This is a genomic window from Cryobacterium breve, from assembly GCF_027594785.1.
Classification (GTDB): Bacteria; Actinomycetota; Actinomycetes; order Actinomycetales; family Microbacteriaceae; genus Cryobacterium; species Cryobacterium breve_A.
In genome coordinates this window covers 3,145,853-3,159,595 of record NZ_CP075584.1, presented here as the reverse complement: position 1 = coordinate 3,159,595, position 13,743 = coordinate 3,145,853, and the positions used below count along the sequence as shown (strand labels likewise).

8 protein-coding genes and 4 pseudogenes are annotated in these 13,743 nt (G+C 69.2%); 8 read left to right on the top strand and 4 right to left on the bottom strand.

Annotated features, from left to right (window positions below; genetic code table 11):
- Positions 1–109: 109 nt before the first annotated feature.
- Both KIV56_RS15365 and KIV56_RS15360 read left to right on the top strand, forming a co-directional pair.
- Positions 110–3,909: pseudogene (locus KIV56_RS15365) on the top strand (multifunctional oxoglutarate decarboxylase/oxoglutarate dehydrogenase thiamine pyrophosphate-binding subunit/dihydrolipoyllysine-residue succinyltransferase subunit).
- Positions 3,910–4,054: 145 nt separating this feature from the next.
- Positions 4,055–4,999 (top strand): VOC family protein, encoded by a 945-nt coding sequence (locus tag KIV56_RS15360; RefSeq protein ID WP_281534125.1) that lies wholly within the window; start codon positions 4,055–4,057, stop codon positions 4,997–4,999.
- 54 nt (positions 5,000–5,053) lie between these two features.
- Here KIV56_RS15360 and KIV56_RS15355 read toward each other — a convergent pair whose 3' ends face one another.
- Together KIV56_RS15355 and KIV56_RS15350 are read right to left on the bottom strand one after the other, a co-directional pair.
- Positions 5,054–5,296, bottom strand: a complete 243-nt coding sequence (locus KIV56_RS15355; RefSeq protein WP_281534124.1) for a zf-HC2 domain-containing protein — start codon at positions 5,294–5,296, stop codon at positions 5,054–5,056.
- The gene (locus KIV56_RS15350) at positions 5,293–5,931 is read right to left on the bottom strand and encodes a sigma-70 family RNA polymerase sigma factor (RefSeq protein ID WP_281536179.1); all 639 of its coding nucleotides are present in this window, start codon (positions 5,929–5,931) and stop codon (positions 5,293–5,295) included. The genes KIV56_RS15355 and KIV56_RS15350 overlap by 4 nt, the downstream gene beginning before the upstream one ends.
- Positions 5,932–6,041: 110 nt before the next feature.
- On the opposite strand from KIV56_RS15350, the pseudogene aroA reads away from it, so the two are divergent.
- The 3 genes and pseudogenes from aroA (at position 6,042) to bcp (ending at position 8,944) form a co-directional block, all read left to right on the top strand.
- A pseudogene (gene aroA / locus KIV56_RS15345) lies at positions 6,042–7,407 on the top strand (3-phosphoshikimate 1-carboxyvinyltransferase).
- Positions 7,404–8,454: pseudogene (rsgA, locus tag KIV56_RS15340) on the top strand (ribosome small subunit-dependent GTPase A). The pseudogenes aroA and rsgA overlap by 4 nt, the downstream one beginning before the upstream one ends.
- A 10-nt stretch (positions 8,455–8,464) precedes the next feature.
- The gene (gene bcp / locus KIV56_RS15335; RefSeq protein ID WP_281534123.1) at positions 8,465–8,944 is read left to right on the top strand and encodes a thioredoxin-dependent thiol peroxidase; all 480 of its coding nucleotides are present in this window, start codon (positions 8,465–8,467) and stop codon (positions 8,942–8,944) included.
- A 127-nt stretch (positions 8,945–9,071) separates the two neighbouring features.
- Here the strand turns inward: bcp and KIV56_RS15330 are convergent, their stop codons facing one another.
- A complete protein-coding gene (locus KIV56_RS15330) occupies positions 9,072–9,527 on the bottom strand; it encodes a hypothetical protein (RefSeq protein WP_281534122.1) in 456 nt (151 codons plus the stop codon).
- Positions 9,528–9,707: 180 nt separating this feature from the next.
- Between KIV56_RS15330 and KIV56_RS15325 the strand changes: the two genes are divergently transcribed.
- On the top strand, positions 9,708–9,956 hold the full coding sequence (locus KIV56_RS15325; protein WP_035837005.1) for a WhiB family transcriptional regulator: 249 nt from the start codon (positions 9,708–9,710) through the stop codon (positions 9,954–9,956).
- A gap of 46 nt (positions 9,957–10,002) precedes the next feature.
- Here KIV56_RS15325 and KIV56_RS15320 read toward each other — a convergent pair.
- Positions 10,003–11,497, bottom strand: a pseudogene (locus KIV56_RS15320) (sensor histidine kinase).
- Between the two features lie 149 nt (positions 11,498–11,646).
- Between KIV56_RS15320 and KIV56_RS15315 the strand changes: the two are divergent.
- Both KIV56_RS15315 and KIV56_RS15310 read left to right on the top strand, forming a co-directional pair.
- Positions 11,647–12,048, top strand: a complete 402-nt coding sequence (locus KIV56_RS15315; RefSeq protein WP_281534121.1) for a hypothetical protein — start codon at positions 11,647–11,649, stop codon at positions 12,046–12,048.
- A complete protein-coding gene (locus KIV56_RS15310; protein WP_281534120.1) occupies positions 12,045–13,736 on the top strand; it encodes a DUF5671 domain-containing protein in 1,692 nt (563 codons plus the stop codon). Before KIV56_RS15315 ends, KIV56_RS15310 begins: the two co-directional genes overlap by 4 nt.
- The last annotated feature ends 7 nt before the right edge of the window (positions 13,737–13,743 follow it).

Here is a 13,743-nt window from a genome sequence, read left to right as displayed (position 1 = left end):
CATCGATACCCGCAGCCATGCGCGATTGGTTTAGGCTGGGCGGGCAGACCGAACCGGAGATTTTCGGCCGGGGATATCCAAAATTCAACGCAGAGAGTGGGAACCGGCTGTGTCGAGCCAGTTGACCGGTAGTGGATCCGACGAAGCAACGTCGGGTGAATTCGGAGCGAACGAGTGGCTCGTGGACGAGCTGTACGAACGGTACCTCGTGGACAAGAACTCCGTGGATGAGTCGTGGTGGCCCGTGCTGGAGAGCTATCACCAGACCGCGAACGGAGCAGGACAGGCCGCGGAAGAGCCCGCCGCCGATGCCGCACCGGCGGCCCGGCCCGGGGCATCCACCCCCGCAGCAGCAGCCCCGGTCGCTACGGCCCCCGCTGCATCGGCCCCGGCTGCATCGGCCCCTGTCGAACCCGCCCCGATCACGGCCCCGATCGCGATCATCGGCGGCCAGCGCACCGCCCGCACCACCTCGACCGCGCCGCGTTCGCTCCCCGTCCCCGCCGACGCACCCGTCAAGGGTCCACAGGCGCCGGCAGGCGCCGTCGCGTCGCAGGACCTCGTGACCCCGCTCCGTGGCATGCAGAAGAGCCTCGCCGCCAACATGGCCACGAGCCTCACCGTGCCAACGGCGACGAGCGTGCGCACCATCCCGGCCAAGCTCCTGATCGACAACCGCATCGTGATGAACAACCACATGCGCCGGTCCCGCGGCGGCAAGGTCTCCTTCACGCACCTGATCGGCTGGGCGCTGATCAAGGCCCTGAAGATGTTCCCGAGCCAGAACGTCTGGTACGACGAGATTGACGGAAAGCCCTCCGTCGTCGCGCCCGCCCACGTCGGCCTCGGCATCGCGATCGACCTGCCCAAGCCAGACGGCACCCGCGCCCTGATGGTCCCCGCGATCAAGCGCGCGGACACCATGACCTTCGGCGAGTACCTCTCGTCCTACGAGGACCTCGTCACCCGCGCGCGCAAGAACAAGCTGACCGCCGACGACTTCTCCGGCGCGACGGTGTCGCTCACCAACCCGGGCGGCATCGGCACCGTCCACTCCGTCCCGCGGCTGATGAAGGGGCAGGGCTGCATCATCGGCGCCGGCGCCCTCGACTACCCGGCCGAATTCCAGGGTGCGAGCGTGAAGACGCTCACCGGCCTGGCCATCTCCAAGACCATCACCCTCACGAGCACCTACGACCACCGCGTCATCCAGGGCGCGGGTTCTGGCGAGTTCCTCAAGATCGTGCACGAGCTCCTCATCGGCGGGCACCACTTCTACGAGGACATCTTCGCGGCGCTGCGCATCCCGTACGACCCGATCCACTGGGCGCCCGACATCAGCGTCGACCTCGCGAGCGCCGTCGACAAGACGGCCCGCGTGCAGGAACTGATCAACGCGTACCGGGTGCGCGGCCACCTGATGGCCGACGTCGACCCGCTCGAATACACCCAGCGCACCCACCCGGACCTCGACATCGCGAACCACGGCCTGACCTTCTGGGACCTCGACCGCCAGTTCGTCACGGGCGGCTTCGGCAGCCAGCGCCTGATGCTGCTCCGCGACATCCTCGGTGTGCTCCGCGACTCCTACTGCCGCACGACCGGCATCGAGTACATGCACATCCAGGACCCTGCCCAGCGCAAGTGGATGCAGGAAAAAATGGAGAAGACGTACGTCAAGCCCACGCATGACGAGCAGATGCGCATCCTCGGAAAGCTCAACGAGGCCGAGGCCTTCGAGACGTTCCTGCAGACCAAGTACGTCGGCCAGAAGCGGTTCAGCCTCGAGGGCGGCGAGTCCACCATCCCGCTGCTCGATGCGATCCTCGAGGGGGCGGCGAATGCCGGCCTCGACGGTGTCGCGATCGGCATGGCCCACCGTGGCCGGCTGAACGTGCTCACCAACATCGCAGGGAAGACCTACGGCCAGATCTTCCGCGAATTCGAGGGCACCCAGGACCCGCGAAGCGTGCAGGGCTCCGGGGACGTCAAGTACCACCTCGGCACAGAGGGCAGCTTCCGCGGAAACAACGGGGTGGAGATCCCGGTCTACCTCGCGGCGAACCCCTCGCACCTCGAGGCCGTCGACGGCGTGCTCGAAGGTATCGTCCGCGCCAAGCAGGACCGCAAGCCGATCGGCACCTTCTCGACCCTCCCCGTCCTCGTGCACGGCGACGCCGCCATGGCCGGGCAGGGCATCGTGCTCGAAACGCTGCAGATGTCCCAGCTGCGCGGTTTCCGCACCGGCGGCACCATCCACCTGGTCGTCAACAATCAGGTCGGGTTCACGACGCTGCCCCTCGACGCGCGCACTTCGGTGTATTCGACAGACGTCGCGAAGACCATCCAGGCCCCGATCTTCCACGTGAACGGCGACGACCCGGAGGCCGTCGTGCGGGTCGCTGAGCTCGCATTCGCCTACCGCCAGGAGTTCAAGCGCGACGTCGTCATCGACCTGATCTGCTACCGCAGGCGCGGTCACAACGAAGGCGACGACCCCTCGATGACCCAGCCCCTGATGTACAACCTGATCGAGGCCAAGCGCTCGGTGCGGAAGCTCTACACCGAAGCCCTCGTCGGACGTGGCGACATCACGGAGGCCGAGTACGAGGCCGCGCACGCGGACTTCCAGGACCGCCTCGAACGGGCGTTCATGGAAACGCATGCCGCTCAGTCCTCCTCGATCCCGATCATCGGCAGCCAGGGCCTGTCCTCGGGCAACAGCCTGCAGGAGGAAGCCGTCGGCGAGCCCGCGACAACGGGCGTCCCCGAGGCGGTCGTGCACCTCATCGGAGATGCCTTCCTCAATAAGCCCGCCGGATTCACCGTGCACAACAAGCTCCAGCAGGCTCATGCAGAAGCGCGCGGACATGAGCCGGAACGGCAGCATCGACTGGGCGTTCGGAGAACTCCTCGCCCTCGGCTCCCTCCTGCTCGAGCGCACCCCGGTGCGTTTCGCCGGGCAGGATGCCCGCCGCGGCACCTTCGTGCAGCGTCACGCCGTTCTCCACGACCGCATCAACGGCCAGGAATGGCTGCCACTCGCGAACCTCAGTGAAGACCAGGCCCGGTTCTGGATCTACGACTCACTCCTGAGCGAATACGCGGCGATGGGCTTCGAGTACGGCTATTCCGTCGAACGCGCCGACGCCCTCGTGCTCTGGGAGGCGCAGTTCGGCGACTTCGCCAACGGCGCGCAGACCGTGATCGACGAGTTCGTCTCCTCCGCCGAGCAGAAGTGGGGCCAGCGGTCCTCCGTCGTGCTCCTGCTGCCGCACGGGTACGAGGGCCAGGGCCCCGACCACTCCTCGGCGCGGATCGAACGCTACCTGCAGGCTCTGCGCCGAGAACAACATGACCGTCGCCCGCCCGTCGACGCCGGCGTCGTACTTCCACCTGCTGCGTCGCCAGGCCTACATGCGACCGCGACGCCCGCTCGTGGTCTTCACGCCCAAGTCGATGCTCCGCCTGCGCGGCGCGACAAGCGCCGTCGCCGACTTCACCCAGGGGCGCTTCGAACCCGTGATCGACGACGCGCGCATCACCGACAAGGCGGCCGTCAAGCGGGTGCTGTTCATGGCGGGCAAGCTCTACTACGACCTGCTCAGCGAACTCGAGAAGAAGCCGAACCCCGAGATCGCGCTCGTGCGGCTCGAGCAGTTCTACCCGCTGCCCGCTGCCGAGCTGCAGCAGGTCGTCGACCAGTACCCGGACGCCGAACTCGCCTGGGTGCAGGATGAGCCCGAGAATCAGGGCGCCTGGCCGTTCTTCTACTTCAGCACGAGCAAGCTCGTCGAGCGGCAGGTGCGGGTGTTCTCCCGGTCCGCCTCCGCGTCCCCGGCCGCCGGTTCTGCGAAGCGGCACGCCGCCGAGCAGGCCGAGCTGCTCTCGAACGCGCTCACGCTCTAGTCGCACCGTTCCGGTCGAGAGTTCCCGTTCCAACGGGCACTCTCGACCGGAAAAGTACAGGCATTGCCGGGAGCCGGGCCCGGTCGTAGGCTGGCCGCGAACGCGACCGAACGCGACCATCGACCTGCGACGAAGGAGCATTCCCGTGCCTGCCCGCGACCTCACCCGGCTCGGCGAGCCGTGCTGGAACGACCTGATGACCTCGGACCCTACGAGGAACCGCGACTTCTACAGCGGGCTCTTCGGCTGGCACGCGGGTGCGTCCGAACCCGAATACGGCGACTACGTGACGTTCCGGCGCCGCACCTCCGACGTGGCAGGGATGGCGCCTTCCCCGGAAGGATCGACGGCGGGGAACGCCTGGCTCGTCTACCTCTCCGTCGACGACGTCGATGACACGGTGACGGCCGCGGTCGCCGCCGGAGGGCAGATTCTCCAGGAGCCGTTCACCGTCGGCGCGATGGGCCGCATGGCGGTGCTCGCGGATCCCTCTGGCGCGGCCGTCGGTGTCTGGCAGCCGATCGAGTTCGACGGCTTCCGCGTCGTCGCCGAGGCCGGCACGCCGATCTGGCACGAGCTCAGCACGCGCGACTACGACGCGGCCCTGGCCTTCTACACGGCCGTCTTCGGCTGGGAACCGCAGGTGTTGAGCGACACGCCGGAGTTCCGGTACAGCACGGTCGGGCCGGAAGGGATGCCCGTCGCCGGGGTCCTCGACTCGAGCGCCTTCCTGCCCGACGGAGTGCCCTCGCACTGGGCGGTGTACTTCGGCGTCCCCGACGCGGCCGAGGCAGCGGCGCGCGTCGTCGAGCTCGGCGGCGCCGTCGTACGCGAAGCGTGGGATTCGGAATTCGGGACCTTCGCCCAGGTGTCCGACGCAACGGGCGCGGTGTTCTACATCGGTTCCGTCGAGCCTGCGACGCCGACAGGCGCAACCCCGGACGGCACCCTCACGACGGCATCGGCCAGCGCGGGAACGGTCGCGACCGGCGTCGGCGACAACGCCGCCTTCGTGGACGCTGCCTCCGTTGACGCCGCCTTCATCGATGTCGACGAGAGCGACGTTGAAACGAGCCAGTCCGCCGGGTGACCCGTCACGGGCATCCGGCAGATGAGGGCGCCGGCCGAGCTGGTCAGCGGCAGCCTAGTGAGCGGACTGGATGGTGCGCAGCTTGAGCAGCACCTGGTCGCGGAGGTCTTCCGGAGCGATCTCCCGGCAGGCGCGCTGCACGGCCTCGGTCAGGGTGCGCCCGACGAGATGTTCGCTGCTGCAGTCTGTGCAGTGGGCGAGGTGCTCCTGAATGTCGGCGGCGTCCTCACCGCAGAGTTCGTTGTGGAGGTATTCCTCGAGTTCGGCCTTGGCCTTCTCGCAGCCGCAATCGGTCATTTCGTGCTCCCAGAGGTGGTGCGACCGGTCCGGCCCGTTGCAGCCTTGGCCCCGGATGCGGGCTGGGCTGAACCCAGGCCGCGTTCGAGCGCGTAGCCGGCCAACAGGTCACGCAGGAGTCGCCGGCCACGGTGCAGGCGGCTCATCACGGTGCCGATCGGTGTCTTCATGATTTCGGCGATCTCCTGATAGGAGAAGCCCTCGACGTCGGCGAAGTAGACCGCCAGCCGGAAGTCTTCCGGGATGGACTGCAGGGCGTCCTTGACGGCGCTGTCCGGCAGGTGATCGATCGCTTCGGCCTCTGCCGAACGGCTCGCCATGGCGGTCGTCGATTCGGCGCCGCCGAGCTGCCAGTCTTCGAGGTCGTCGATGGTGCCCTGGTAGGGCTCGCGCTGCTTCTTGCGATAGGTGTTGATGAACGTGTTCGTGAGGATGCGGTAAAGCCAGGCCTTGAGATTCGTGCCCTGCTCGAACTGCTTGAAAGCGGCGAACGACTTGACGAACGTCTCCTGGACCAGATCCTGCGCATCCGAGGGATTGCGCGTCATCCGCATTGCTGCGGCGTAGAGCTGGTCGATGTAAGGCATGGCCTGTTCCTCGAACAGGTCTCGCAGGTCGATCGCGTCAGTTGTCATCACGGACAATTCTAATGCGTCGATCACGGACGTTTCGGGTCGTTCAAGCACCGTTGACAGCACCATCGGAACCTCCCTCATCTGTTCATCACCGACTATCCTGATAACCGATGTTGATCTCGAGATATTCCAAGCCCGATTTCGATCCCTACGGCGACAACGCGCCCGAAGAGACGGATGCCTGGTGGCCCGCCCCCGTCGCCGCCCGGCCGCTCGCCGCCGTCGTCTCCCTTCCGGGCTCGAAGTCGCTCACCAACCGCGAGCTCGTGCTCGCCGCGCTGGCCGAAGGCCCCTCCCTCCTCCGCTCACCGCTGCACTCCCGCGACAGCGACCTGATGGTCGCCGCGCTCCGGCAGCTGGGCACAACGATCGACTCCGTCCCCGGCGACGGAGAGTTCGGCGGAGACCTCAGGATCACTCCCGGCGAGCTCTTCGGCTCGACGACGATCGACTGCGGCCTCGCCGGCACCGTGATGCGCTTCCTCCCGCCCGTCGCCGCCCTCGCACTCGGCCCGACGACATTCGACGGCGATGCCGGAGCCCGCCGCCGCCCGATGGCGACCACGGTCTCCTCCCTCCGCGCCCTCGGTGCAGACATCAACGACGACGGCCGCCATGCGCTTCCGTTCACCGTGCACGGCACCGGCAGCCTCACCGGTGGCGAGGTCACGATCGACGCGTCCACCTCGAGCCAGTTCGTCTCCGGCCTCCTCCTCGCCGCCCCGCGCTTCGAGCACGGCCTGCACCTCCGGCACGACGGCGAACGCCTGCCGAGCCTGCCGCACATCGAGATGACGATCGCGACCCTCGCCCGCCGCGGCGTCACCGTGACGAGCCTCGCCGTCGGCGAATGGATCGTCCGGCCCGGCCCGATCCGCGGCATCGACGTCGACATCGAACCCGACCTGTCGAACGCCGCCCCGTTCCTCGCCGCAGCGCTCGTCGCCGGCGGTAGCGTCACGATCACCGGCTGGCCCGCAGAGACGACCCAGGTCGGCGCAGACCTCGAGCACCTCCTGCCGCTCTTCGGCGCGGTCGTCACCCGCTCGGGAGACCGCCTCACCGTCACGGCGGGCGAGCGTCTCACCGGCGTGACCATCGACCTGTCCACCGGGGGCGAACTCGCGCCTGCCCTCGTGGCTCTCGCCGCCCTCGCGGACTCCCCGAGCACCATCACCGGCATCGGCCACATCCGGAACCACGAGACCGACCGCCTCGCCGCCCTCGCGGCGGAGATCAACGGCCTCGGCGGTTCCGTCACGGAGCCTGCCGGACGGCCTGCAGATCGACCCTCGTCCCCTGCACGGCGGCCAGTGGCACAGCTACGACGACCACCGGATGGCGACGGCCGGCGCCCTGATCGGCCTCGCTGTTCCCGGCGTCCTGGTCGAGGACATCGGCACGACCGCGAAGACACTCCCCCAGTTCCCCGAGCTGTGGCACGCGCTCCTCGCTTCGTCGACCGTGCTCTCATGAGCTGGTGGGCCGGCGCGGACGACGACGAACCCGAGTTCGACGAGTCGAGCGTGCGTGTGCGCCCCAACCGCAAGGGCAGCAAACCGCGCACCAAGACCCGCCCGGACCACGAGGACGCACTTACCGGGCGCATCCTCTCGGTCGACCGCGGCCGGTACACCGTCATGCTCGACGAGAACAAGCGCACCGAGCGCCGCGTCACCGCGGCCCGGGCGAGCGAGCCTGCGCAAGCACGCCGTCGTGACCGGCGACCGTGTCGACATCGTCGGAGACACCACCGGGGCGGAGGGCAGCCTCGCCCGGATCGTGCGCATCGTGCCGCGGGTCACCCTGCTGCGGCGCAGCGCCGACGACACCGACGCCGTCGAACGGGTCATCGTCGCCAATGCCGACCAGATGCTCATCGTCGTCGCCGCCGCGAACCCGGAGCCGCGCATCCGCCTGGTCGACCGGTACCTCGTCGCGGCGTACGACGCGGGCGTCACGCCGATCCTCTGCATCACCAAGACCGACCTCGCCGATCCCGCCGAGTTCCTGAACAACTTCGCCGGCCTCGACCTGATCGTCTTCACGAGCCGCGACGACGCCATGCCGCTCGAGAGCATCTCCACAGCGCTCGTCGGCCACGACACCGTCTTCGTGGGGCACTCGGGCGTCGGCAAGTCCACCCTCGTCAATGCCCTCGTGCCCGACGCGCACCGCGCCGTCGGCGTCGTGAACACCGTGACCGGCCGCGGCAGGCACACCTCGTCCTCGACCGTGTCGCTGCGCCTCGAGACGGATGCCGGCCGCGGCTGGGTCATCGACACTCCCGGAGTGCGCTCCTTCGGCCTCGGGCATATCAACACCGACAACATCCTCAAGGCGTTCACCGACCTCGCCACGATCGCGGAGAAGTGCCCGCGCGGCTGCACTCACCTGCCTGACTCGCCGGACTGCGCCATCAACGAGGCCGTCGCCGCCGGCGAACTCGGCGACACCGGCAAGGCGCGCCTCGATTCCCTGCAGCGACTGCTCGCGACCTTCGCGGTCGCCCCGCACCACTAAAGTGGCGGGCATGACGGATTCCACGCGCCTCGAAGCCGGCGACCCTGCACCGCAGTTCACGCTCACCGACCAGGACGGGGCATCCGTCTCGCTCGCCGGGTTCGCGGGCGAGGGGGTCGTCGTGTACTTCTACCCCGCAGCCCTCACTCCGGCCTGCACCAAGCAGGCCTGCGATTTCCGCGACAGCCTCGGCCCGCTCGAAACGGCCGGCTACCGGGTGCTCGGCATCTCGCGGGACACCCCGGAGAAGCTCCGGGCGTTCCGGGACGCCGAGGGCCTCACCTTCCCGCTGCTGAGCGATGCCGACCTCACCGTGCACCGGGCGTACGCGGCCTGGGGCGAGAAGAACCTCTACGGCAAGACCGTCACGGGCGTGCTGCGGTCCACCTTCGTGATCGACGAGGCCGGACTGGTCACTCTCGCGCTCTACAACGTGCGTGCGACGGGCCACGTCGCGAGCCTGCGCAAGAAGCTCGGCCTCGGCGACTGACACCCGGTCCCACGTCCCAGGGGCCGTCAGTGGCTGCTGGTGGCCGCTGACGGCATCCGTTGCCGTCGGCGGGGGCACCGACATGCTGCCTGGACCGAATACTGGGTGAACACTCGGCGACGGATGTCTACCCGGCCGTGTCGCCCTCATCCCGCGGGGTCTGCGTGGCCGCGAGCACCGCGGGGGTGAACAGGAGCCCGAGCACCACGATCGAGGGAACCAGGAGCGCCCAGCCGAGGTCGGGACGCGCGTACAGGCCCTGGAAGCAGCCGACGGCGACGGCGATCTGCACGACCTGCCAGGTCACGGCGGCGCCGCGGATCCAGCCCCGGTGCCTCAGGGAATTGACCGCGATCGCGGTCACCCAGACGGCGGCGATCAGCACGATGATCAGGATCGCGACCCCGCTCGCGAGCGAGGTCGGCGTCGCGGTGAGGAGCTCGAGCACGAGCCAGACCACGGCGGCCCAGAGCAGTGCGGCCTCGGCCCAGAGCAGGCCGGCGAGCAGGAGGAGTGCGGGCGCACGACGCGGGCGGAACGCACCGGCGTCACCGTCCGGACGCTGGTCGAACTGTTGATTCACAGAGATATCCCATACCAAACTATTGATTTGACCCCACCATTATGCGACCATAATTGAGGCCCGGTTGACGCTCACAGGGACGTGAGCCCTATGAATGCGTAAATCGCTTACCTTCCTGCAATCGGCAGCCTCTCATCTTCGGCCAATCGGCCAGGCACCCTGCAATAAAGGAGCATCTCTATGGACTGGCGCGACAAAGCGGCCTGCCTCACCGCCGACCCGGAATTGTTCTTCCCCGTCGGTAACACTGGACCCGCTGTGGACCAGATCGAAAAGGCCAAGTCTGTATGTGCCCGTTGCAATGTCACCGAGGTGTGCCTCCAGTACGCACTGGAGACCGGACAGGACTCCGGCGTCTGGGGCGGCCTGAGCGAAGACGAACGCCGCGCCCTCAAGCGCCGCGCCGCACGGGCGCGCCGCGCGTCCTAGCCCACCGCACCTGTCCTGAAGCCTGGCGCGCCGCCCCCGCGGCCCGTCAGGCTTCACGCATGTAGCGCAGCGGAATCTCGATCGTCACCTCGGTGCCGCTGCCCATCATCGTGTGCCAGTCGATACTTCCGCTGAGCTCGCCCTGGATCAGGGTGCGCACGATCTGAGTGCCCAGTCCCGATCCGACCTTGCCCTCCGGAAGACCCGAACCGTTGTCGCGCACGCGCACGGTGAGGGTCTCTTCGTTGCGCTCGGCCTCGATCACGACTTCGCCTTCGCGCCCGGCGAGACCGTGCTCGACCGCGTTCGTGACGAGCTCCGTGAGCGCGAGCGCGAGCGGGGTCGCGAAGGCGCTCGGCAGCACGCCGAAGCTGCCGGACAGCTTCGGGTGCGCCGTCGTGTTGTGGGCGGATGCGACCTCGGCGATCAGGAGCAGAACCCGGTCGAAGACGACGTCGAAGTCGACCTGCTGGTTCAGCCCCGTCGAGAGGGTGTCGTGGACGACGGCGATCGCCGCGACCCGGCGCATCGCCTGGTTGAGCGCCTCGCGCGCGGTGTCGGAGTGGGTGCGCCTGGCCTGGATCCGCAGCAGCGACGCCACGGTCTGGAGGTTGTTCTTCACCCGGTGGTGGATCTCCCGGATGGTCGCGTCCTTCGTGATGAGTTCGCGCTCCTGGTGGCGCAGTTCGGTCACGTCGCGGCAGAGCACGATCGCGCCGATCCGCTGGCCGCGGTTGCGGATCGGGATCGCCCGGAGCGACACGGTCACGCCGCGCGCCTCGACGTCCGTTCGCCAGGGCGCCCGGCCGGTGACGACGAGCGGCAACGATTCGTCGACGACGACCGTTCCGGTGAGCAGGCCCGTCGTGACCTCGGCGAGGGACTCGCCCTCGAGCTCGTCGGCGAAGCCCATCCGGTTGAAGGCGGAGAGCGCGTTCGGGCTCGCGAAGGTCGTGACACCGTCGAGGTCGAGCCGGATCAGGCCGTCGGAGGCGCGCGGGGCGCCGCGGCGCGGGCCGGTCGGGGCACCGAGGTCCGGAAAGTCGCCGGAGGCGATCATCGCGAACAGGTCGTTGGCGCAGTCGTTGAAGGTGAGCTCCTGGCGGCTCGGGGTGCGCGCCTCGCTCAGGTTCGTGTGCCGGGTGAGGACGGCGACGGGCACGGGCGCGATCTGGGAGCCGGTCGTGCTGAGCCGGCGCATCACCGGGATCGCCCGGACCCGGGTCGGCGTCTCCTCGTACCAGTCGGGGGCCGTCGTATCCACGATCCGGGCCGATTCGAAGGCCTCGGTCACCTGCTGGCGCCACTCCCCCTTGATTCCCTGGCCGACGAAGTCGCGGTAGAACAGGGTCGCCGCGCTCGAGGGGCGCGCGTGCGCGACCGCCACGAAGCTCCCGGTGGTGCCGGGCACCCAGACGACGATGTCGGCGAAAGCGAGGTCGGCGAGGAGCCTGGCCGTCGGCGACGAGCATGTGGAGCCAGTCCACATCCTCGGCACTGCTGCGGCCCTGGGCAAGTACGAGATCACTGAGCGTCGACACCCTGCCAGCCTAGGTCCCCCCCGAACGCGTCCGGCGACTCGAACCTCCCCCGGATCACGACCGGGCTGCCATGCTGGGCCCATGACCTCCACGTCGGCACGACCGGATCACACCCTGATCGCCATACTGTGCGTCATCGCAGCTCTCTCGTGATCGTCGCCCTGGTCGTCGTCCTCTCCCGCGGGGCGCCAGAACGGCTCGACCGCGGAACCCCTGCCGGCGTCGTCCAGGCGTATGCGTCAGCGGTCCTCGACGGGGACGAGTCGACGGCCGCCGGCTACCTCACCGAGAACGCCGTCGCCGGCTGCGAGTCGTACGGACGCGACGCCGCGGCCGACGACCTCAGGATCACCCTCGTGCGGTCCGTCGAGCGCGGCGACTCTGCCGACGTGACGGTCTCCGTCGCGACCTCGACGGACACGGGGCCGTTCGGGGCATCCGGGTACGAGACCGAGGAGGTCTTCGAGCTCGTCCGCGTGCCCGACGGCTGGAAGATCGACTCCGCGCCCTGGCGATTCGCGGTCTGCCCCGGCACGAAGGCCACCTCATGAGCGCGACGACCGGGCTGTCCACGGTGCGGCGCGTCATCGTCTTCGTCCTGCTCTTCGCCTTCGTCACGCTCGCAGCCGCCGGGCTCTCGGGGCTGCTCGGCCGGCTGTTCGATGGCCTGCTCGAGATCCTGCCGGGCGGCACGGGCCGGCTCGCGGGAAACGACGTCTCCGGGCTCGCCCAATCCCTCGCCTTCACGCTGATCGCCGGCCCGTTCGCCGCGGTGCTCTGGTGGTCGCTGTGGCGGCGGATGGCGGGCGACGAACGCTCGGCGCCGGCCTGGGGCCTCTACATCGCCGCCATGTCGACCGTCGCGTGCATCACGTCCACAACGGCCCTGCTCGGCGCGGCAGCCGCACTCGTCGCCGACGACCGGCAGCCGCACGGCGTGGCCACCGGCCTCGTCTGGGCGGCGGTCTGGGTCTGGCACCGATGGATGTCCGGACACCGGGACAAGGGTCCGCTGCGCCTCAGGTCGGTCGCGCCCGTTCTCGGCAGCGTATTCGGCCTCCTGATCGGCGCCGGCGGGGCGATCACGGCCATCGGCTCGGTGTTCGGCCTGGCCGTCACGTCCCTGCTCCCCCTGCTCGACGGGGGCGCGTTCTGGTGGCGCCAGCCGGCGATCGGACTCGTCTGGTGCGCCGGCGGGGCATCCGTGTGGTGGTGGCACCTCAGCCGGGAACGGGTGTCGACCATGCGCGGCGGCTTCGCGGACGTCGCTCTCGTCTGCGTCGGCATCGGCGCGGCCCTCGTCACGACGCTCGTCGGGGCGGGGGTGACGCTGTACGTCCTGCTCAGGCTCTGCTTCGACAGCTCGGAACCTCTCGGCGGCATTCTCGATCCCCTCGGCCCCTCCCTCGCAGCCGCTCTCGTCGGCGCGCTCGTCTGGCGGTATCACGGCCGACTCGCCACGCGCCGTTCGGCGGCGACCCGTGGCGCGGCCACCCTGGTCACCTCCGGGCTCGCGCTGGCGTCCGCGGCAACCGGGGTCGGTGTGGTGGTCAATTCCCTGCTCTCCGTGCTCACGGACCCTCTCGTCGGGTCGGACACCCGCGCGCTCCTGCTCGGCGGGCTCAGTGCCCTCATCGTCGGCGGGCCGCTGTGGTGGGCGGCCTGGCGACCGCTCACGCCGCGCGTCCTTGACCGCACGAACCAGGGCAACGCCGATAACGGCCGGCGCGTCTATCTCGTGCTCGTCTTCGGCCTGAGCGCCGTCGTCGCACTCATCACGCTGCTCGTGGTCGGCTTCCGTCTGTTCGAGTTCGGCCTCGGCGGCACGGCGGACCGCAGCGTCCTCGAGGACGTGCGGGCGCCGCTCGGACTCCTGGTCGCGACGGGCCTCGTCGCCGGGTATCACTTCGCCGTCTGGCGACGCGACCGGTCTCTGCTCGCCGCACCAGAGGAACGGCAGCCAGGCATCGGCAGGGTGATCCTGATCACGACCGCAGGCACCGATCCGGAACCGCTCCGACGGGCCATCACCGAAAGCACCGGCGCAGCCGTCACCGTCTGGTCGCGCGCCGGAACCGGAGCCGGGACCGACGCCGGGACGGAAGCCGGGCAAGCAGCCGGGACGGAAGCCGGGCAGGCGACCGCCGTCGCCGAGGCCCTGGCCGGGGTCACCGGCAAGCGCGTGCTCGTCGTGACCGGACCAGGCTCACGCATCGAGGTGATCCCGCTCGGCGACTGAGCGCCCA

Coding starts and splice junctions, on each gene's coding strand:
- KIV56_RS15310 (WP_281534120.1), top strand. CDS start 12,045: ATGAGCGCGACGACCGGGCTGTCCACGGTGCGGCGCGTCATCGTCTTC.
- KIV56_RS15350 (WP_281536179.1), bottom strand. CDS start 5,931: ATGACAACTGACGCGATCGACCTGCGAGACCTGTTCGAGGAACAGGCC.
- KIV56_RS15355 (WP_281534124.1), bottom strand. CDS start 5,296: ATGACCGATTGCGGCTGCGAGAAGGCCAAGGCCGAACTCGAGGAATAC.
- bcp (WP_281534123.1), top strand. CDS start 8,465: ATGACGGATTCCACGCGCCTCGAAGCCGGCGACCCTGCACCGCAGTTC.
- KIV56_RS15325 (WP_035837005.1), top strand. CDS start 9,708: ATGGACTGGCGCGACAAAGCGGCCTGCCTCACCGCCGACCCGGAATTG.